Annotated in this window: 11 protein-coding genes; 6 read left to right on the top strand and 5 right to left on the bottom strand. The window is 72.1% G+C overall.

Going from position 1 to position 21,325, the window contains the following annotated elements; translation table 11 throughout:
- Positions 1-34 precede the first annotated feature (34 nt).
- Together WA762_RS21075 and WA762_RS21070 are read right to left on the bottom strand one after the other, a co-directional pair.
- A complete protein-coding gene (locus WA762_RS21075) occupies positions 35-298 on the bottom strand; it encodes an Imm32 family immunity protein (RefSeq protein WP_335937482.1) in 264 nt (87 codons plus the stop codon).
- Between the two features lie 77 nt (positions 299-375).
- Positions 376-2,538, bottom strand: coding sequence for a Hint domain-containing protein (locus WA762_RS21070; protein WP_335937481.1), 2,163 nt, complete (start codon positions 2,536-2,538; stop codon positions 376-378).
- A gap of 319 nt (positions 2,539-2,857) precedes the next feature.
- On the opposite strand from WA762_RS21070, the gene WA762_RS21065 reads away from it, so the two are divergent.
- Entirely contained in the window at positions 2,858-3,487 is a 630-nt protein-coding gene (locus tag WA762_RS21065) for a TetR/AcrR family transcriptional regulator (protein ID WP_335937480.1), read from the top strand.
- 145 nt (positions 3,488-3,632) lie between these two features.
- Here WA762_RS21065 and WA762_RS21060 read toward each other — a convergent pair whose 3' ends face one another.
- Together WA762_RS21060 and WA762_RS21055 are read right to left on the bottom strand one after the other, a co-directional pair.
- Positions 3,633-6,017: a protein kinase family protein gene (locus WA762_RS21060; protein WP_335937479.1), complete on the bottom strand. Its 2,385-nt coding sequence runs from the start codon at positions 6,015-6,017 to the stop codon at positions 3,633-3,635.
- The gene (locus tag WA762_RS21055) at positions 5,953-7,065 is read right to left on the bottom strand and encodes a patatin-like phospholipase family protein (RefSeq protein ID WP_335937478.1); all 1,113 of its coding nucleotides are present in this window, start codon (positions 7,063-7,065) and stop codon (positions 5,953-5,955) included. Before WA762_RS21055 ends, WA762_RS21060 begins: the two co-directional genes overlap by 65 nt.
- Positions 7,066-7,784: 719 nt before the next feature.
- Here WA762_RS21055 and WA762_RS21050 point away from each other — a divergent pair.
- Entirely contained in the window at positions 7,785-9,830 is a 2,046-nt protein-coding gene (locus WA762_RS21050) for a M4 family metallopeptidase (RefSeq protein ID WP_335937477.1), read from the top strand.
- A 202-nt stretch (positions 9,831-10,032) separates the two neighbouring features.
- On the opposite strand, the gene glgP is transcribed toward WA762_RS21050, so the two are convergent.
- The gene (gene glgP, locus WA762_RS21045) at positions 10,033-12,681 is read right to left on the bottom strand and encodes an alpha-glucan family phosphorylase (protein ID WP_335937476.1); all 2,649 of its coding nucleotides are present in this window, start codon (positions 12,679-12,681) and stop codon (positions 10,033-10,035) included.
- Positions 12,682-13,067: 386 nt separating this feature from the next.
- Between glgP and WA762_RS21040 the strand changes: the two genes are divergently transcribed.
- From WA762_RS21040 to glgB, 4 genes are all read left to right on the top strand, one after another.
- Positions 13,068-15,176, top strand: a complete 2,109-nt coding sequence (locus WA762_RS21040; protein WP_335937475.1) for an alpha-1,4-glucan--maltose-1-phosphate maltosyltransferase — start codon at positions 13,068-13,070, stop codon at positions 15,174-15,176.
- Complete coding sequence (treS, locus tag WA762_RS21035) at positions 15,173-16,879, top strand: maltose alpha-D-glucosyltransferase (RefSeq protein ID WP_335937474.1); 1,707 nt, start codon at positions 15,173-15,175, stop codon at positions 16,877-16,879. Before WA762_RS21040 ends, treS begins: the two co-directional genes overlap by 4 nt.
- 332 nt (positions 16,880-17,211) lie before the next feature.
- On the top strand, positions 17,212-18,612 hold the full coding sequence (locus WA762_RS21030; protein ID WP_335937473.1) for a maltokinase N-terminal cap-like domain-containing protein: 1,401 nt from the start codon (positions 17,212-17,214) through the stop codon (positions 18,610-18,612).
- Between the two features lie 248 nt (positions 18,613-18,860).
- Positions 18,861-21,290 (top strand): 1,4-alpha-glucan branching enzyme, encoded by a 2,430-nt coding sequence (glgB, locus tag WA762_RS21025; protein ID WP_335937558.1) that lies wholly within the window; start codon positions 18,861-18,863, stop codon positions 21,288-21,290.
- Positions 21,291-21,325 lie beyond the last annotated feature (35 nt).

Below are 21,325 nucleotides of genomic sequence, written 5' to 3'. Positions count from 1 at the left end.
CTGCCGCCCGCGCGGCCTCCGGGCGCCGAGGAGATCAGTCGTGCCCCATCCGTTCGAGGATGAGATCGGCCTCGGATTCAATCTCCTGGGATGCCGTCAGGTGAATGTGGGAGCCTTCGTGAACACCCTGCTGTGCAAGTGTCAGCAAATGCCGTGCCAGTGACGTCAGTCCGGCGCGATTCCCCCTGATGACCACCTCTGCCGGACCGACGTCCAGCTCGATTTCAAAATCTTCGTCCCAGGAGAAGCGCAGCCCTTCACCGGCTTCGCTCTCCGGTACGTCGATCACCACATCCATCGCCGTCATCACCTTCTCCGGTGCCGCCGTTCCCCGGCGGGGCGCCGATGACTCACCGGCGCCCCCGCCCGCGAATCCTATTCGAGATAGATGTGCCGATTCTCGACGATCATCATCTTTCCGGGCTTCTTCGGATTCGGCGCCAGTCGCTCGAAATTCATGTGCGGCCCGCCTCCGTGCTGCCCGGTGATATCCGAATCGCCCATCCTGGCAACACGGGTGCCGTCCTTCGAGACATACCGTCCGCTGCGCTGCACGGGACCGGAATAGCCGGGGCCGACCCATTTCTGAGCCGCGTCGAGAGCCTCGTCCGTCGGGATCCGGGTTCCGTCCACCGGATGGCCGTCCTTGTCGAACTTCCGGTACGACGTCCACGGCCCGCAGGGGGATGTGTTGTGAACGAGTACCGGCGTCCGCCCCGCCAGCACGTAGTACGTGTGGAGCCCGCTGACGGTGAGGTCGTGCGTACGCCGTCGGCCCTTGTCGTCGGCCACCCCCACGACTCGGAAGGGCGCGCCCGTGGCGCCGAGCAGTTCGTCTCCGGGACGCACGCTCCCGGCGTCGGCCCAGCGTCCGGCGCCGGTCAGCCAGAACGGGTGGTTGTCGGTGGCGGTGAGGGTGGTGCGGCCCCGGTCGGTGGCGACGGTGAGGCGTGTGAAGTCCTCGTCGTCGTCGGTGGTGATGGCGGCGGTCACCGGCCGGGCGGCGGTGCGCCCGGTCTCGGGGTCGGTGGCGGTCACCCGGTCCCCGGCGCGGACCGCCTCGATGGCCCGGCGGGTTCCGTCGGCGAGGAGGACCTGGGTGCCGGGCGGGAAGCTGTGGGGCCGGGCGCAGTTCGCGGCGTCCCGTTCGCCTCGGACCCGGTCGACGAGCTGCCCGACCTCGACGGTGGCGAGGGCGCGGGCGTCGATCAAGGTGCTGGCACGCAGCGGGATGCTGTAGCGGATCGTGCGGCCGCCGCCGGCGCGGGACTGGGCCAGGGCGTCGGCCCGGTACTTCGCGGCCACCGAGGTGTAGACGGCGCCGGCGCCCGGGCTGGTGCAGGTGAGGGTGCCGGAGACGGAGTTGCCGCTGAGCGGGAACGTGCCGCGGCCGCTGGTGCAGCGTCCGGCGGGCTGTCCGCCGACGGTGAAGGTCGCGCTCATGACGGCGGTGACCTTGCCGTCGGTGATACGGCCCTTCGCCCCGGCGGTGACCCTTCCGGTGAACTTCTGGTGGGCGGTGCATCCCCCCGAACCGCAGTTCAGGCCGCCGGAGCCGTCGAGCGTGAAGTCGATGCCCTCGTCGCTCGCGTCCTTGAGCTGCTGGGCGTAGGCGAGCAGGGTGTCGTACATCGCCTCGACGGCGTCACCGACGACCGGGGTCAGGTCCATCCCCTCGGAGCCGTGGTCCGCCAGCGGCCCGGTGGTCACCCGGGGGACCTCGGTCGGCCGCTTCCCGTCCCGCCACTTGCCGAGCGTCTCCGACAGGTCGTAGGGCTCCAGCCGGAGAACCCGGTGCGGCTTGTTCCGGGTGACGAGCAGGCGGCCGGCCGAGGTGTCGACCCCGAGTGCGGGCGTCCCGTTCACCGTGAGGGCGTGCTGCCCCGCCGTGGGGTCCGGGGCCGGTCTGCCGGCCAGTTCCCGGAGTGCGTGCGACAGTTGGGCGGCCAGAATCGACGGGGAGGGCCGGCGGTCGAGTATCTCGTCGAGGATGTCGGAGTCGCCGTAGAACCCGACCGTCCACGCGCCGGGTTTCTTCGTGCCCGCTCCGGGGCCCTGGCCGGCGACCGGATCCACCTTCCAGCGGGTGAAGTCCTTCTGACCGATCCGGAGGACATCGCGGTCGTGCCGCTCGATGCCGGAGCTCGTCGCGCCGAACTGGCTTCCGGAGGCGGTGACGGTGATGTCCCGCTGCGTGATGCCGGCGATCGCCGTGTCCCGGTAACGCAGCCCCGGCGCCTTGTCCAGGTCCTCGACGGCCTCCTCGAACGGTCCCAGGTCCCGCCGCGCCGCGGACGGAGCGGAGCCGGCGGAGGAGTTCACCCAGGTCAGCACCCCCGCCACCAGCGCCAGGACCAGAGCCCCGACCCCCGCGAGGAGCAGCGCACGCCGTCTGCCCGCCCATGCCCGGAACCTCTCCCTCCGGGGGCGGCGTACCTGCGCCGGCGGATGGGCGGGCGGCGGCGGTACGAACGGGGCTCCCCATGGCGGCTGCCCCGCGGTACGCCGCTCCCCTTCGGCGGGGCCCGGCTCGGTCATGACTTCCCCTCGTCCGTGTCGGCTCGTCCATGTCGACGTCGCGCCGCCGCTCCGGCCGGGAGCCCGGCGACACGGTGCGGAGCGCCGGCCCGGCGGGAACGTGTCCCGTCCGGGCCGGCTCGCCCCCCGTTCGCGCGCGGACGACTCAACGCCCGCTGGACATCGCCGAGTTGGCGGAGTCCGGCGCGCACCACCCAGTGTGAGGGCCCAACCGCCGAAACTGGAAGCCTTTCTAGAAAAAAATCCAGAAGAGGTGTTCTACGCTGTCCGTGTCGAGATCCCAGGGCATCCGTCCCACGAGACCGAGGACGTCCGTTCGATGAGACCGAAGCAGCAACGCGGGGAAGCCACGGTCGAACAGGTATTGGAGGCGGCACTGCGGATCTACGCCTCGGAGGGTGAAGCCGGTCTCACCGTCGGCGCGATCACCAAGGCCAGCGGGGTCAGTTCCGGCAGCGTCTACCACCACTTCGGCAACCTGCACGGCGTGGTCGCCACGCTCGCGCTGCGGTCGACGGGCCGTCTGCTGGAAGCGCTCGCCGGCGCGCTGGAGCAGGCGACCGACGCCCGCTCGGGCATCCGGGCCGTCGTCCGGTCCTACCTCGACTTCGCGCGGACCCATCCGGAAGCGGCCCGCCTCATACACTCCGTCACCGCGGACCACGAACTCATGACCCACCCCGGGCAGGTCCGCGAATCCCAGGAGGCCCGGCTGGCCCCGGTCGCCCGCTGGATCCACGCGCACACGAAGTCCGGCGAACTCGCCGATCTTCCCGTCCCGTTGATCGAGGCCCTCGTCCTCGGCCCGGTCGTCGCCGTCGTCCGCCGCTGGCTCACCGTGGGCGACCTCGATCTGGCGGAGGCCGACCGCGCCCTGCCCGAGCAGATCTGGCGCTCCGTCAGCGGTGCGCCCGGCGACGGTGAATTGGCCACGCCCGGCCCTTCCTGACTTCCCCGACGCGCCCCTGCTTTCCCGGCCGTTCCTTGCTTCCCGGCCGTTCCTTGCTTCCCGGCCGTTCCTTGCTTCCCGACTTCCCGGACGTTCCTGATTCTCCCGACCGCCTCCGACCGCCCCGGCCTTCGGGCCGAGACCCTCACCGGCAGCGGGCCACGCGTTCGGCGGCCAGACAGGTGCGGACCATCGCCACCCGCACCGCAGGGCCGCCGATGCCGCACTTGATGACGTAGAAGAGGAAGATGTTGGTCGAGGTCACGGCCAGCGCGTACACATAGACGTCGTGCAGTATCCCCAGGTAGAGCAGCGTGCCGATGCTGAGCACGGCCGTGGCGTAGAAGAACGACGTCGGGACCCACTGGGCCAGCGCGGGCAGGCCGGTGATCTTGCCGTCCTCGCTCGGGAGGGTGCTCAGCCCGAGCCGGCGCGAGCGGGTGATGACGGCGCGGATGTAGGCGAGGGTCAGGAAGTTCGCGAGACAGGTAAGGCACTGGCCGATGGCGGAGTTGACGGGCCACCAGCGTGGCTCGACGAGGGTGACCGCGAGGACCAGCAGGCACGGCACGACGGCCATGGTCCGCATGATCACCTCGGTCGCCAGGGCCAGCCGGCCCAGTGACCCGGTCCGCCGGCCGATGACGAGCGGGGTGAGACCGGCGAACAGGGTCTGGTAGTACTTCGGGGCCGCGATGGCGTAGGAGAGCCCGATCATGCGGGCCGGGAGGTTGGCCCGCCAGTCCGGCAGCCGGTAGTCGGCGTGCCGCCACGCGTCGACGATCGGGAACCCGTCGGTGCCGCCGTCGAGGTGCTGGATCAGTTCGACCAGCTTGTTGCCCCAGTCGAGGTCGAAGTCCCGCAGCAGCCAGGTGATGACGGTGGCGTTGGTCACCGCCCAGATCAGCGCGGACGCCAGCGAGCAGACGAGCAGCCAGTTGGCGAACCGGTCGCGGTACGCGCCGGGGCGGGCGTTCTGGCGGCGGTGTGTCCGCCACAGCCGCCACTCGCGTCCCGGGTCCCCGGCGAGGGGCCGCAGCAGTCCGGGCAGCGCGCGCCAGCCGGTCTCGGTCCGCAGGTCGCTCTCGCCGTTCTCGGCGGCCTGCGCCATCTCCAGTTCGTCCAGGAACCGGCTCTTCAACTCCTCGAAGAAGAAAACGGGTTCGTGGCCGGTGGCGAAGAGGAGCAGCCGTCGTGCCGGGTCGGCGTCGATCAGGTCCTCGATGAAGCGGGCCAGGGGGACGGCGCGCATGTAGAAGATGTCGGGGACGACGCCGTCGGTGTCGGCGCGTCCGGTGCCGAACAGGATCAGCAGTCTGCCGAGCGAGTAGAGGTCGGCACGGGCGATATCGGCGTCGCCGGATCTGACCTCGGGGGCGATGTAGGAGGACTCGGCGCCCGGTGTGCCGGTGATGGTGTGGGTGTAGAGGTAGTTGCGTCCGAGGTCGATGAGCCTGAAGGCGCCGTCGGTGCCGGACACGATGACGTTGGACGGGGAGAGGTCGGCGTGCACGCCGGTGAGCCGGTCGCCGCGCGCGGGCGCGTCCCGGGCCACGCGTTGCAGGTCCTCCAGCGCCTCGAAGAGCAGCACTCCCTTCTCCCGGAGCCTGTCCAGCCGGAGGGAGAGCGCCTGGCCCGTCGCGGCGTCGCCGCCGCCCGGGTCCCACTCCTCGTGGAGGAGTTCCGCGAGCGTCCTGCCCTCGATGAAGTCCATCAGGATCCAGCTGTCGAAGCTGGCCCAGACGCGCACCAGGTGGCGTGAGCCGGTGTCGGCGGTGCCGTACGTCTCGGCGTACTCGCGCGTGGCGCGGGTGAGGGTCGGGATCCTGGTGAACGGGTAGAGGATCAGCTTCAGGGCGAACTCGGGGCGGCTGCCGTGCACGGCGCCCGCGGTGGTGCCGCGCAGGATCAGCGAGGTGCTGCCGTGCCGGTGGAACCTCAACCCCCGTCGGACCGCCCGCCATTCGCGCTCGGCGGGCGTGAGGTCGGCGTCCGCGCGACGCCGGGCGGATCGCGGCCGGGGGTGGTAGACCGCGACGACGGTGTCGGCGACGGCGTCCTCCGCGACGAGCACGTCGCAGACGGCGTCGCAGTCGTGCGTCAGCGCCCGTCGGCCGGGCCCGGTTCCCGGCGGCGGCTGCGGCAGCGAGCGCCGGGCCTCGGACTCCGCGAGGCCCAGCAGGGTCAGCAGGAACAGGGCGACGAATCCGAACGGCTCGGCCTGGCGCGCCCGGCGCTCCTCGCCCTGCCCGAGGTGGCCCAGGCACCAGGCGGTCAGACGGGTGATCACGTCCTGTCGGCCGCCCTGCCCGAACCGGTCGTCGAAGGACCGCTCGTCCAGCGGGACGTCCTGGAGGAGGCGGCGCCACGAGGTGAGCCGGCGGGTCCGCTGCCGGGCGTTCTCCGGCTCCCCGTCGGCGGCGGGCAGTTCCAGCAGCTCCCGCAGCCGGGCCAGGTCGCCGTCGCTATGCCCCGTCAGTTCCCGCAGGGCCGCGAGCAGCAGGTCCGGCGTCGCGCCTCGGTTCTCCATTCGCGGTGTCCACCACCATCAGTCTCGGCATGGTACGGATGCCGCCGCGGCGGATCAGCTCGACGGACCGCCCCTCGGTGGCGCAGAAGGCGACCCCGTACGCCAGCCGGGCGCCGTCGAGGAGGCGGCGCTGGTCCAGCTCGTGCCGCTTGATCTCCGGCATCCAGGGCAGCGGCGCCAGGTCGAGGACGTGCGGCCCGGCGGGCTGCGGTGCGGTGCGCATCCGGCGCAGCCGTTCCTGGTCCCGGTGCTTCTGCCGGACCGCCGCCAGGTAGCCGTCGCCGAGCCCGGGGCGCATCCGCTCCAGGTGCCGGCGGGTGAAGCGGTGCATCGCGGTGAGCCCGCCGGGCGTCGCCCGCATCGGTCGGGTGCTGAGGGAGAGGACGTGCGTGCACCCGTCGTCGAGCGCCAGCCGGAACGGCAGGGCGGTGAGCACTCCCCCGTCGACGGCGCGCGGCACGTCGGGCGCGGGGACCGTGCCCGGCAGGGCGATCGGCAGCCAGGCGGAGGCGCGGAGCGCGGCCTTGAGGTCCTCGCGCGACGCGAAGTCCCGCAGTACGACGGTCCGCAGTCCGTCGACGTCGGTGACGGGCACGGCCAGCGGTATCGGGGAGCCGATGACCGCCTCGTAGTCGAGGGGCTTGATCCGCTCCATGACGCGGTCGAAGGAGTACGTCAGGTCGAGGATCGGCTTGCGCCTCAACGCCCGGGAGAAGTCCACGAACTGTTTGGTCGTCAGGTCGTCGTAGTAGATCGACAGCGGATACCAGGTCTCCCCGGCGAGGAAGTAGGCGCCGTTGATGCCGCCGGAGGAGCAGCCGTAGACCACGTCGAAGGCGTTCTGGTAGCCGTAGTCCTCCAGTTGGGACAGCATGGCCGCGGAGATCACCCCCCGCATGCCGCCGCCCTCCACGGCGAGGGCCACTCTCGCCCCGTCGTCGCGCCGCCCCGGCAGACTTCCGGACGCCCGGCGGGCCCGCAGGATCTCCAGCACGGGATGCGCCGGGTCCCAGCAGTCGGTCCCGCTTCCGGCATCAGGCACCCGCATGGCACCACCCCCGCTGGAACATGCCCGGGTTCTCCCGCCACCACACGTCACGCCGGTACCGCGCACGCCCCTTCCGGGCGGCGACACGACCGGAAGCCGCCGAAGGCGCGTCCACGGCGTGGCGGGGCCTCCTCCCGTACGTGACACAACGCCGACGCCCGCCGTGAGCACCGCCGCGCCCCGCCCCGGTACGCGCCCGGGGCGGGGCGCGTCGTCCCTCCCCTGGCCGGGGCTTGAAGTCGACGCCGGGCGTCTTCGGTCATGTAGAGGCGTCCCGGTGCGGAGGTCGCACGCCTCGGCCCCCGCAGCACACCACCGGCGGCACAGCGGTCCCGGGCGTCACGCGGCACCGGAGCCGCCCCGCACCGAACGGGCGGAAAGAAATCAGCCACAGCACGCCCGATCTCGGCCAGCGGCGGCCGACGGCGGTCGCCCTTCGCCCGGCCCTTCGTTCGAACAGACCCCGTTCGACCTCGCCCCCGTCCCACTCTTCGGATACGGGCCGCGCCAAGTCCCTTACGGCATCGCGGAGATCACCGGCGAAACGTCCGCTTAACGAACACGGACTCTCCGGCAACGAACGAGATCCGGCCAACTTGTTGACGCGGTCCTGACAGGAACCTCTTCCGGCTGACACTCTTCACCCCGTTCTGCGCACTTCTCATTCGCCGGCCGGCAGACACCCACCGTCCGGTACCCCCCTTGCAGAAGGAGTTCGCGTGAGATCCACGCCCAGCCGTCGCGCCACCGCGACCGGTGCCCTGATAGCCACAGCGGCACTTCTGGCCGTAGGCGTCCAGGCCGGTACGGCCACCGCCACCCCCGGCAGCTCCACCGCGGCGGCCGCGACCGCCGGTGCCAGGCATGGCGCCCTGGCCAAGCAGCTCTCGCCGTCCCAGCGCGCCGAGCTGATCCGCGAGGCCGACGCGACCAAGGCGGACACGGCCAAGGAGCTCGGTCTCGGCTCCCAGGAGAAGCTCGTCGTCAAGGACGTCGTCCAGGACAACGACGGCACCACCCACACGCGTTACGAGCGCACCTTCGCCGGTCTCCCGGTGCTCGGCGGCGACCTGATCGTCAAGGCGTCCGAGTCCGGCACGCCGCAGAGCGTCACCAAGGCGTCCAAGGTCACCAGCGGCCAGCTGAAGGCCATGGACACCAAGGCCGATGTGGCGCCCGCCGTCGCCGAGAAGCAGGCGCTGGGGCTCGCCAGGGCCGACGGCTCCAAGAAGACCGCGGCCGACCAGGCGCCCCGCAAGGTGGTCTGGATGGCGCAGGGCAAGCCGCAGCTCGCCTACGAGACCGTCGTCGGCGGCCTCCAGGAGGACGGCACGCCCAACGAGCTGCACGTCGTCACGGACGCCGCCACCGGCGCGAAGCTGTTCGAGTGGCAGGGCGTCGAGAACGGCGTCGGCAACACGCAGTTCAGCGGCCAGGTCACCCTGGGCACCTCGGGTTCCTCGGGCTCCTACTCGCTGACGGACACGGGCCGCGGCAACCACAAGACGTACAACCTGAACCACGGCAGCTCCGGCACCGGGACCCTGTACACCAACTCCACCGACGTCTGGGGCAACGGCACGCCGCAGAACTCGGAGACGGCCGCGGCCGACGCGCACTACGGCGCGGCGGAAACCTGGGACTACTACAAGAACGTCCACGGCCGCACCGGCATCCGGGGCGACGGCGTCGGCGCGTACTCCCGCGTCCACTACGGCAACAACTACGTCAACGCGTTCTGGCAGGACAGCTGCTTCTGCATGACGTACGGCGACGGCAGCGGCAACGCGAACCCGCTGACCGCCCTCGACGTGGCCGCGCACGAGATGTCGCACGGAGTCACCGCCAACACCGCCCGCCTGATCTACAGCGGCGAGTCCGGCGGCCTCAACGAGGCGACCAGCGACATCTTCGCCACCGCCGTGGAGTTCTACGCCAACAACCCCGTCGACAAGGGCGACTACCTCATCGGCGAGAAGATCGACATCAACGGCGACGGCACCCCGCTGCGCTACATGGACAAGCCGAGCAAGGACGGCGCGTCCAAGGACGCCTGGTACTCGGGCCTCGGCAACATCGACGTCCACTACTCCTCGGGTCCGGCGAACCACTTCTTCTACCTGCTGTCCGAGGGCAGCGGCAAGAAGACCATCAACGGCGTCGACTACGACTCGCCGACCTCCGACGGCCTGCCGGTGACCGGCATCGGCATCAAGAAGGCCGAGCAGATCTGGTTCAAGGCGCTCAGCACCAAGTTCACCTCCACCACGAACTACGCGGCGGCTCGCACCGGCACCCTGGCCGCGGCCGGTGAGCTGTACGGCACCACCAGCGCCGAGTACAAGGCGGTCGCGGACGCCTGGGCCGCCATCAACGTCGGTTCGCGTCCCGGGGGCGGCACGGACCCCGAGCCCGGCGGCACGGTCTTCCAGAACACCACCCCGGTCGCCATCCCGGACCGCGGCTCGGCCATCACCAGCTCGGTCAACGTGACCGGCATCTCGGGCAACGCGCCCAGCACCCTCAAGGTCGGCGTGGACATCACCCACACCTACCGCGGTGACCTGGTGATCGACCTGGTCGCCCCGGACGGCGGCACCTTCCGGCTGAAGAACGCCGCGCTCGGCGACTCCGCCGACAACGTCGTGGAGACCTACACGGTCAACGCCTCGTCCAAGGTCGCCAACGGCACCTGGAAGCTCAAGGTCCAGGACATGTACGCGGGCGACAAGGGCACCCTCAACAGCTTCAAGCTGACCTTCTGAGGCGTCCCGCCACACACTCCGGGACCGGCGACACCCTCTGGGACAGCGGTGACGCCTTCCGGAACCCGGCCGGGCACCGGCCGCCACCCGGCTTCGCTCACACCCGGGTGACAGCCGCCGGGCCGGGCCCGGAGCCGGGCCCGGTGCGACCGCCCGGGAGGAGCATCCCGCTCCTCCCGGGCGGTTCGCCGTGTCGCCGGGCTCAGCGCAGCAGCAGGCCCGCCCCGTCCCCGGCGGCCTCCGTCGGCAGGGCCACCAGGCCGAGTTCGGCGGCGGTCGCGAGCAGCGGGTGCGCGGGGAGCACCCGCACGGTGCAGCCGTAGGGGCCGGTGCGGTCCAGGGGCAACGGCCCCTCGTAGCACCAGTGGCCGTCCAGGTCCTGGCCGCCCGCGGGCTTCAGCGGGAAGACCCGGGCGTCCGAGATCCCGTCGGCGGCGTCCACCGGTCCGGCGACCGCCTGCACCTCCACGTCGTCCGGCCGCAACGCGCCGAGGGCGATCCGGGCCCGCAGGCCGAGCGTCGCGCCCAGCTCGGCGGAGCCCGCCGCGGCGACGTCCGGTCCGGCCGACACATGGTCGACGGCGACCTCCGGCCAGGCGGCGCGGACCCGCGCCTTCCAGGCGGCCAGCCGACGGGCGGCGTCCCGGTCCATGGTCCGCTGGGCCAGCGCCGCGGGCGCGTACAGCCGCTCCACGTACTCGGCGACCATGCGTCCGGCGAGGAGCCTGGGGCCGAGGTCGCGCAGGGTCCGGCGGACCATCCCGATCCAGCGCGCCGGGAGCCCCTCGCCGTCCCGGTCGTAGAAGCGGGGCGCGATCCGGTCCTCGATCAGCTCGTAGAGCGCGCCGGCCTCCAGGTCGTCGCGGCGGTCCTCGTCCGCCGCCGGGCCGTCGGCGGTGGGGATCGCCCAGCCGAAGTCGGGCTCGTACCACTCGTCCCACCAGCCGTCGAGCACCGAGAGGTTGAGGCAGCCGTTGAGCGCCGCCTTCATTCCGCTGGTGCCGCACGCCTCCAGCGGGCGCAGCGGGTTGTTGAGCCAGACGTCGCAGCCCGGGTAGAGCTTCCGCGCCAGGGCCATTCCGTAGTCGGGCAGGAAGACGATGCGGTGGCGGACCCGGGGGTCGTCGGAGAACCGCACCAGTTCCCGTACCAGCCGTTTGCCGCCGTCGTCGGCGGGGTGTGCCTTGCCCGCGACGACGATCTGGACCGGGCGGGTCGGGTGGAGGAGCAGTTCCCGCAGCCGGTCCCGGTCGCGCAGCATCAGGGTGAGCCGCTTGTACGAGGGCACCCGGCGGGCGAAGCCGATGGTGAGCACGTCCGGGTCGAGCACCCCGTCGATCCAGCCGAGTTCGGCCCGCTCGGCTCCCCGGTCGAGCCAGGAGGCACGGAGCCTTTCGCGCACCTCGGCGACCAGTTGGGCGCGCAACTCGCTGCGCAGGTCCCAGAGTTCGCGGTCCGGGATGCCGGCGGCGCCGCCCCGGCGCCCGGGGACGCCCTCCCGGCTCGCGGGAGCGGTGTCGTGGCGGCTCGCGGGGGCGGTGTCGTGGCAGCCGCCCAGCCGGAGGATCTCGGGGGCGACCCAGGTGGGCGCGTGGACGCCGTTGGTGACCGAGGTGATCGGCACCTCGTCGGCGTCGAAGCCGGGCCAGAGTCCGGCGAACATCTCCCGGCCGACCCGGCCGTGGAGGGTGGAGACGCCGTTGGCGCGCTGGGCCAGCCGCAGCCCCATCACCGCCATGTTGAAGAGTTCCGGCTGGCCCCCGGGGTAGGTCTCCATGCCCAGGCGCAGGACGTTCTCCGCGGCCACGCCGGGGAGTTCGCCGTCGTCGCCGAAGTGCCGGGCGACGAGCTCCCGGTCGAACCGGTCGATCCCGGCGGGCACCGGCGTGTGCGTGGTGAAGACCGTGCCGGCCCGGACGAACTCGACCGCCGCGTCGAAGTCCAGCCCGGTGTCCGCGAGTTCGCGGATGCGCTCCAGGCCGAGGAAGCCGGCGTGCCCCTCGTTGGTGTGGAACACCTCGGGGGCCGGGTGACCGGTGAGGCGGCAGTACGTGCGCACCGCGCGCACCCCGCCGATGCCCAGGAGCATCTCCTGGAGCAGCCGGTGCTCGCCGCCGCCGCCGTACAGCCGGTCGGTCACCTCGCGTTCGCCGGGCGCGTTCTCCTCCACGGCGGAGTCCAGCATCAGCAGCGGCACCCGCCCGACCCGGGCCTGCCGGATGTGGGCGTGCAGCGAGCGGCCGCCGGGCAGCGCCAGCACCACCCGGGCGGGGCTGCCGTCGGCCTCGCGGAGCGGGGTGAGGGGCAGCTCGTCCGGGTCGAGCACGGGATAGTGCTCCTGCTGCCAGCCGTCGCGGGTCAGGCTCTGGCGGAAGTAGCCGTGCCGGTAGAGCAGGCCGACGGCGACGAGCGGAACGCCGAGGTCGCTGGCGGCCTTGAGGTGGTCGCCGGCCAGGATGCCGAGCCCGCCGGAGTACTGGGGCAGGGCGGCGGTGACCCCGAACTCGGGCGAGAAGTAGGCGACGGAGGCCGGGAGCTCCGCGCCCCGGCCGAGCTGTTCCTGGTACCACCGCGGTCCGTCCAGGTAGTCCCGGAGGTCCTCGGACGCCTCCGCCAGGCGGCGCAGGAACCGTTCGTCCGCGGCCAGCTCGGCGAGCCGCCCGGCGGACACGGAGCCGAGGAGGCGCACCGGGTCGCACTCCGCCGTCGTCCGGGCCGCCGGGTCGACGGCCCGGAAGAGTTCACGGGTCTCGGCATGCCAGGACCAGCGCAGATTGCGGGCGAGATCGCTGAGCGGTCGAAGGGGTTCGGGCAGAACGGGGCGCACGGTGAAACGACGAATGGCCTTCACGCGCTCCACCTTGGCAGGGGAGCCGCCGTTCCCGGCGGACGCACCGCGGCCTGCGCGGCGGCAGGGGCTCCCGGTGGGCCGAACGGACGCATACGGACAGGACGCGGCACATACCTGCGCGAATTCCGCCCGAACGCAGTACGAATTCGAAAAATTCCGCACCTTTTCATAACCGCATGACACTCTCGTCGCCGCTGTTCGACTGCCATCCGAGTGAAAGCGGACAGGGGCGGCCACGCCCACGCCCCTTCAGTCGTCGACCGAGCGGCTAGAAAGGACGGGCCCCCTCCGGTCGCGCCGCGCGCGTCTCGCGCATCGCGCCGCCGGCGCGCCCTGCTCGGCCCGAGCCCAGCCCAGCCCAGCCCAGCCCCCCCCCAGAGGATTCCATGATCGGTCGCATTCCCGTCCTCGACGTCCGCCCGCTCGTCGACTGCGGCAGAAGGCCCGCCAAGGCCGTGGTCGGCGAGACCTTCCAGGTCACCGCGACGGTCTTCGGGGAGGGGCACGGCGCCGTGGCCGCCAATGTGGTCCTGCTGGATCCGAGCGGACGGCCGGGCCCGTGGACGCCGATGCGCGAGCTCGCCCCCGGCACCGACCGGTGGGGCGCCGAGGTCACCCCGGACGCCGAAGGGAATTGGTCGTACACGGTCGAATCCTGGTGTGATCCGGTCACCACCTGGCGGCAGGAGGCCGGGGTGAAGATCCCGGCGGGGATCGACACCGCGCTGGTCCTGGCGGAGGGCGCCGAACTGCACGAGCGGGCCGCCGCGGGCGTGCCCAAACGGGACGGGCGCGAGGCCGTGCTGGCCGCGGCCGACGCGCTGCGCGACGCGTCCCGCCCGGCCGCCGCCCGGCTGGCGGCGGCGCTCCGCCCCGAGGTGGTGGACGCGCTCGGCCGTCATCCGCTGCGCGAACTGCTCACCGCCTCCGAGCCGCTCCCGCTGCTGGTCGAGCGCCGGCGGGCCCTGTTCGGCTCCTGGTACGAGCTGTTCCCCCGCTCGGAGGGCGCCCGGCTCGAACCGGTGGAGCCGGGGACCCCGACCGGACCGGCGGGCCTGGCGAACCGGACGGACCGGGCGGCCTGGACCGCACCCGTTCCCCCGACGGCCCCGGCGCCCGCGAGCCCGGCGGCCCCCACGCCCCCCGCCCGTATCGTCAGCGGCACCTTCCGCACCGCCGCCGAGCGGCTGCCCGCGGTCGCCGCCATGGGGTTCGACGTGGTCTACCTCCCGCCCGTCCACCCCATCGGCGTCACCCACCGCAAGGGCCCCGACAACGCGCTCTGCGCCGGACCGCACGACGTGGGCGTGCCATGGGCGATCGGCTCGGCGGAGGGCGGGCACGACGCCGTCCACCCGGATCTCGGCACCCTCGACGACTTCGACCACTTCGTCGCGACGGCCCGCACGCTCCGCATGGAGGTCGCGCTGGACTTCGCGCTCCAGTGTTCTCCGGACCACCCCTGGGTCGAGGAGCACCCGGAGTGGTTCCGGCACCGCGCGGACGGCTCGATCGCCTATGCCGAGAACCCCCCGAAGAAGTACCAGGACATCTATCCGATCGCCTTCGACCAGGACATGGACGGCCTGATCGCGGAATCGGTCAGAATTCTCCGTTTCTGGATGGACCACGGGGTGCGGATCTTCCGGGTGGACAATCCGCACACCAAACCGGTGGTCTTCTGGGAGAAGGTGATCGCCGAGGTCAACGGCGCCGATCCGGACGTGATCTTCCTGGCCGAGGCGTTCACCCGGCCCGCGATGATGCGCGCGCTCGCGGCCGTCGGGTTCCAGCAGTCCTACACGTACTTCACCTGGCGCGAGAGCAAGCGGGAGCTCACCGAGTACGTCACGGAACTGGCGAGCGAGACCGCCCCGTTCATGCGGCCCAACTTCTTCGTGAACACCCCGGACATCCTGCCCGCGCACCTCCGGACCGGGGGACGCCCGGCCTTCGAGGCGCGGGCCGTGCTCGCCGCCACGCTTTCCCCGTCCTGGGGCGTGTACGCGGGGTACGAGCTCTGCGAGAACACCCCGGTCCGGCCCGGCAGCGAGGAGTACCTCGACTCGGAGAAGTACCGGATCCGGATCAGGGACTGGGAGGCGGCCGAGCGCGAGGGCCGTTCGCTGGCCCCGCTCATCACCTGCCTCAACCGCGTCAGGCGCCGCCACCCGGCACTCCAGCAACTGCGCGAGGTGCACTTCCACTCCACCGACAACGACGCGGTGATCGCGTACAGCAAGCGCTCCGGGCCGGACGTCGTCCTGATGGTCGTGAACCTCGACCCGCACCACACCCAGGAGGCCACGGTCTCGTTGGACATGTCGCGACTCGGCCTCGACCGGCACGAGCCCGTGCCGGTGCGCGACGAGCTCACCGGCGACACCTATCACTGGGGCAGGACCTTCTATGTGCGCCTGGAGCCGGGCGTCACGCCCGCGCACATCGTGGCCCTGCGACCGTCCCCGTCTACCGGAGGGTCACCCACACCATGATCGTCAATGAGCCCGTCCACGACACGTTCGAGGACACACCGGCCAAGGACCGCGATCCCGACTGGTTCAAGCGCGCCGTCTTCTACGAGGTACTCGTCCGGTCCTTCCAGGACTCCAACGGCGACGGCATCGGCGACCTCAGGGGCATCACCGCCAAGCTGGACTACCTCCAGTGGCTCGGCGTCGACTGCCTCTGGCTGCCGCCGTTCTTCAAGTCACCGCTGCGCGACGGCGGTTACGACGTCTCCGACTACACCGCCGTGCTGCCGGAGTTCGGCGACCTCGCCGACTTCGTGGAGTTCGTCGACGCCGCCCACCAGCGCGGCATGCGCGTGATCATCGACTTCGTCATGAACCACACGAGCGATCAGCACGAGTGGTTCCAGCAGTCCCGCACCGACCCGGACGGCCCGTACGGCGACTACTACGTCTGGGCCGACGACGACAAGCAGTTCCCGGACGCCCGGATCATCTTCGTCGACACGGAGACCTCCAACTGGACGTTCGACCCGGTGCGCAAGCAGTACTACTGGCACCGGTTCTTCTCCCACCAGCCCGACCTCAACTACGAGAACCCGGCGGTGCAGGACGAGATCCTCGCCGCGCTGCGGTTCTGGCTGGACCTCGGCATCGACGGGTTCCGGCTGGACGCCGTGCCGTACCTCTACCAGCGCGAGGGCACCAACTGCGAGAACCTCGCGGAGACGCACGACTTCCTCAAGCGGGTCCGCAAGGAGATCGACGCGCACTACCCGGACACCGTGCTGCTGGCCGAGGCCAACCAGTGGCCGGAGGACGTCGTCGACTACTTCGGCGACTACGAGGGCGGCGGGGACGAGTGCCACATGGCGTTCCACTTCCCCGTGATGCCGCGGATCTTCATGGCGGTCCGCCGGGAGAGCCGCTACCCGGTCTCCGAAATCCTGGCGAAGACCCCGGCGATCCCGGACAACTGCCAGTGGGGCATCTTCCTGCGCAACCACGACGAGCTCACCCTCGAAATGGTCACGGACGAAGAACGCGACTACATGTACGCGGAGTACGCCAAGGACCCGCGGATGCGCGCCAACATCGGCATCCGCCGCCGGCTCGCCCCCCTGCTGGACAACGACCGCAACCAGATCGAGCTGTTCACCGCGCTGCTGCTGTCGCTGCCCGGCTCGCCGATCCTCTACTACGGGGACGAGATCGGGATGGGCGACAACATCTGGCTGGGCGACCGGGACGCGGTGCGCACCCCGATGCAGTGGACGCCCGACCGCAACGCCGGTTTCTCCTCCAGCGATCCCGGGCGGCTCTACCTGCCCACGATCATGGATCCGGTCTACGGCTACCAGGTCGCCAACGTCGAGGCGTCGATGGCCTCGCCGTCATCGCTGCTGCACTGGACCCGGCGGATGATCGAGATCCGCAAGCAGAACCCGGCCTTCGGGCTCGGCTCGTTCAACGAACTGCCGTCCTCCAACCCCGCGGTGCTCGCCTTCACCCGTGAGCACGGGGACGACCTGGTGCTGTGCGTGCACAACTTCTCGCGGTTCGCGCAGCCCACGGAGCTCGATCTCCAGTCGTACGACGGACGGCATCCGGTCGAGCTGATCGGCGGGGTGCGCTTCCCCGCCATCGGCCGGCTGCCCTACCTGCTGACCCTCGCGGGGCACGGGTTCTACTGGTTCCGGCTGCGGAAGGAGGCGCCGTCGGCCTGACGGTGCGTCACATCACCGCGCGGCACGGACCGCGGGGCGGTTCACGCCGCCCCGCACGGGCACGCCCGTCCCGGCCCCCTCCCGTCCTTCAGCTCTTCCGGCCCCTCCAGACCTTCCAGGCCCCCAGCGCCTTCCGTACCTCCAGTTCCTTCCCGCACGCCTCCGGCTCCTTCCCGTACACCCTCAGCCGCTCCCGCGCCTCCAGCCCCTCCCCCAGTCGAGTCCGTACGGACCATCCTGACCCGACACGTCCCGCACAGTCGGACAGCCAATGCCGCAATCCTGGACACTCTTCACATCCTGTGGTGTGCCCGGGGAAAGGACGCGTTGCCATGTCGGAGGCTGCATCCCTTCGGGTCGCCCTGGCCGACAGCACAGCCCTGCTTCCGTCTCTCGCCCCCCTGTTGCGCGAATGGCTGCCGCGGCAGCGGTGGTTCGCGGGCAAGGGACAGCCGATCACCGGTTTCTCGCTGGTGTCGGCGACCGAGATGCTGCCGGTGGACGCCCCTTCCGTGGCCGCCGGGACGGGGGCCGGGCTGCTCCATCTGCTGGTGCGGGCGCATCAGCCGTCCGCGCCCGCGCGCTGGCCCGCCGACTGCTACCAACTGCTGCTCGGCGTACGGGCGGCGCTGCCGCCCCGGCTGGCGCCCGCGTTCATCGGACGCCCGGCGAACGGGCCGCTCGCGGGCAGCACGGTCTACGAGGGACTGCACGATCCGCGCCTCGCCGCGCTGCTGCTGGAACGGTTCCGTACCCCCGGCGCGCTCGGCGCCCTGCGCTTCGACCGGGGCGGCGCGCCCCTCGCCGCGGGGCCGGCGCCGCGCGTGCTGGACACCGAGCAGTCCAACACCTCGCTGGTCTACGGCGACGCCTACATCCTCAAGATCTTCCGCCGGGTCTTCCCCGGCACCAACCCCGATCTGGAGCTTCCGCTGGCGCTCGCCCGCGAGGGCTGCGGGCGGGTGCCCGCCCCCGTCGCCTGGTTCGAGGCCACCGCCCCCGAGCCGCTGACCCTGGGGGTCCTCCAGCCGTTCCTGCGCGGCGCGGAGGACGGCTGGCTGCTCGCGCTGCGCGCGCTCGCCCGGGGCCATGACTTCACCGGCGAGGCCCGCGCCCTGGGCCGGGCCACCGCGGAGGTCCACACCGCGTTGGCCGCCGCGCTGCCCACGCCCGCGCTGCGCCCCGCCCAGACCGAGCACCTGGCGGCCGGGATGGTGCGCAGGCTGGAGGCAGCGGCGCGCGCGGTGCCCGCGCTGGCGCCGTACGTGCCCGGGCTGCGCACGGCCTTCGACGCGGTGGCCTCGCTCGGGGACCGGGGCCGCGACTGGGCGGCCCAGCGCGTCCACGGCGATCTCCACCTCGGCCAGACCCTGCGCGCGGCCGACGGCTTCTGGTCGCTGATCGACTTCGAGGGCGAACCGGCCAAGCCGCTGGCCGAGCGCCGCCGCCCACAGCCGCCGGTGCGCGACGTGGCCGGGATGCTCCGCTCGTTCGACTACGCGGCCCGCTCGCACCGGCCGTGGAACGACGAGTGGGCGGCGCGCTGCCGCACCGCCTACTGCGAGGGGTACGCGGAGGCGGCGGGCGCCGACCCCCGCGGCGAACCGGAGCTGCTGCGCGCCCACGAGACCGACAAGGCGGTCTACGAGGTGCTGTACGAGGCACGGCACCGGCCCGACTGGCTGCCCGTCCCGATGGCCGCGATCCACCGGCTGGCCACCGTCCCGGACTGACGTACCGCCCGAGTGCCCCACCCACCCCGCGAAGGAGGCCGTCCCCCGTGACCGCCCGCAAGCCGTCCCTCGAAACGCCCGCTCCCGGAACGCCCGCACGGGCGACACTCGCACCGGGAACACCGGTCCGGGGGGCGCCCGCCCCGGGAACGCCCACCGCCGGAACGTCCGTACGCGAGACGCCCGCCGTCGAGACGTCCGCCGCGGGGTCACCGGTCCGCGCGACGCCCGGCCCCGGCGCGCCCGTCGTGGAAACGCCCGCCGCCGCCCCGGCCCGTCGGAGAAGACCGTCCACCGCGCGGCCCGCGGAGCCCGCCGCCGACCCCGCCGCGTCCGCCATGTCCGCCGTGGAACCGGGCGCGCCCGCGCCCGTCGGCTCCCCCGCGCCCACCCCGGCATCCGTCGGCCTCGCCGCGCCCGCCGCCGGCGGCGCCGCTTCGGAGCGCCCGCCCGTCGGCACCGGCGGCGGGCAGGGGGTCCGCGAGGCGCCGTCCCTCCACGACGGCGACCGGGCCCGGCTGCTCGCCGGGGAGCACCACGCCCCGCACGATCTGCTCGGCGTCCACCCGGTGCGCGGCGGGGTCGTCCTCCGGGTGCTGCGTCCGTACGCGCGGGCGGTGACGGTGCTGGCCAGGGGGCTCCGGGCGCGGCTCCACGACGACGGGGACGGGCTCTTCTCCGGGCTGCTGCCCATGGCGTCGCTGCCCGACTACCGGCTCCTGGTGGCCTACGACGAACACGAGGCCGAGGTCCACGACCCGTACCGCTTCCTGCCCTCGCTGGGCGAACTCGATCTCCACCTGATCGGCGAGGGACGGCACGAGGAGCTGTGGAACGCCCTCGGCGCGCGGCCCATGGAGCACCAGGGCGTGACCGGCACCCGGTTCACCGTCTGGGCCCCCGACGCGCGCGGGGTGCGGGTCGTCGGGGACTTCAACTTCTGGGACGGCGCCGGCTTCCCGATGCGTTCGCTCGGCGCCAGCGGGGTGTGGGAGCTGTTCCTGCCGGACATCGGGGAGGGCACGCTCTACAAGTTCGACGTCTGCCGCCCCGACGGTTCGCACACCACGCGCGCCGACCCCATGGCGCGCCGCGCCGAGGTGCCGCCCGCCACCGCCTCGATCGTGACCGCCTCGCACCACGAGTGGCGGGACCAGGAGTGGATGGCGCACCGCGGGGACGTGCCGGTGCACGAGGCCCCGTTCTCCGTGTACGAGGTCCATCTCCCGTCCTGGCGACCTGGCCTGACCTATCGTCAACTCGCCGAGCAGCTGCCCGCGTACGTCCGGGATCTGGGGTTCACGCATGTGGAGCTGATGCCGGTCGCCGAGCATCCCTTCGGCGGGTCCTGGGGGTATCAGGTCACCGGCTTCTACGCGCCGACGTCCCGTCTGGGCGCCCCGGACGACTTCCGCTGCCTCGTGGACGCCCTGCACCGGGCCGGGATCGGCGTGATCATGGACTGGGTGCCCGCGCACTTCCCGCGTGACGACTGGGCGCTCGCGGAGTTCGACGGCCGTCCGCTGTACGAGCACACGGACCCGGCGCGGGCGGCGCACCCGGACTGGGGCACGCTGGAGTTCGACTACGGGCGCAAGGAGGTGCGCAACTTCCTGGTCGCCAACGCCACTTACTGGTGCGAGGAGTTCCACGTCGACGGACTGCGGGTCGACGCCGTCGCCTCGATGCTGTACCTCGACTACTCGCGCGAGGACGGGCAGTGGTCGCCCAACGAGCACGGTGGCCGGGAGAATCCGGATGCCGTCGCCTTCCTCCAGGAGATGAACGCGACCGTCTACCGGCGCAACCCGGGCGTCGTCACCATCGCGGAGGAGTCCACCGCCTGGGACGGCGTGACCCGCGCCACCCACCATGTCGGGCACGGCGGTTACGGCGGCCTGGGCTTCGGGCTGAAGTGGAACATGGGCTGGATGCACGACTCGCTCCAGTACATGACGAAGGACCCGGTGCACCGCAAGTACCACCACGACGAGATGACCTTCTCGATGGTGTACGCGTACAGCGAGAACTATGTGCTGCCGATCTCACACGACGAGGTGGTGCACGGCAAGCAGGCGCTGGTGAGCAAGATGCCCGGAGACTGGTGGCAGCGGCGCGCCAATCACCGCGCCTACCTCGGCTTCATGTGGGCCCACCCGGGCAAGCAACTCCTCTTCATGGGGCAGGAGTTCGCCCAGGGGGCGGAGTGGTCGCAGGAGCACGGCCCGGAGTGGTGGCTGCTCGACCCGGCGTACGCGTCGGCCGGCGACCACCGGGGCGTGCGCGCCCTGGTCGGCGACCTGAACGCGGTGTACCGGGCCACCCCCGCGCTCTGGCAGTGCGACACCGTGCCGGAGGGCTTCTCCTGGGTGGACGGCGGCGCGGCCGAGGACAACGTCTTCGCGTTCCTCCGCCTCGACCGGCACGGCTCGCCGCTGCTCTGCGTCAGCAACTTCTCCCCGGTGGTGCGGCACGGGTACCGGATCGGTGTGCCGGACGTGTTCGGCGGCCCGGCGGCGTGGGCGGAGGTGCTCAACACGGACGCGGCGCGGTACGGCGGCGGCGATGTCCGCCACCCCGATCCGCTGAAGGCCGAACCGGTGGCGGCGCACGGCCGGCCCGGCAGCCTGCCGCTGACGCTGCCGCCGCTGGCCACGGTCTGGTTCCGCCCGGTGTGAGAACGGGGACGCGGGGGGGGGGGGGGGGGGGGGGG

The sequence above is a fragment of the Streptomyces tyrfis genome (genome assembly GCF_037034285.1).
Taxonomy (GTDB): Bacteria; Actinomycetota; Actinomycetes; order Streptomycetales; family Streptomycetaceae; genus Streptomyces.
Note: the sequence above shows the minus strand (reverse complement) of the source record. Positions and strands in the feature narration are given on the sequence as shown.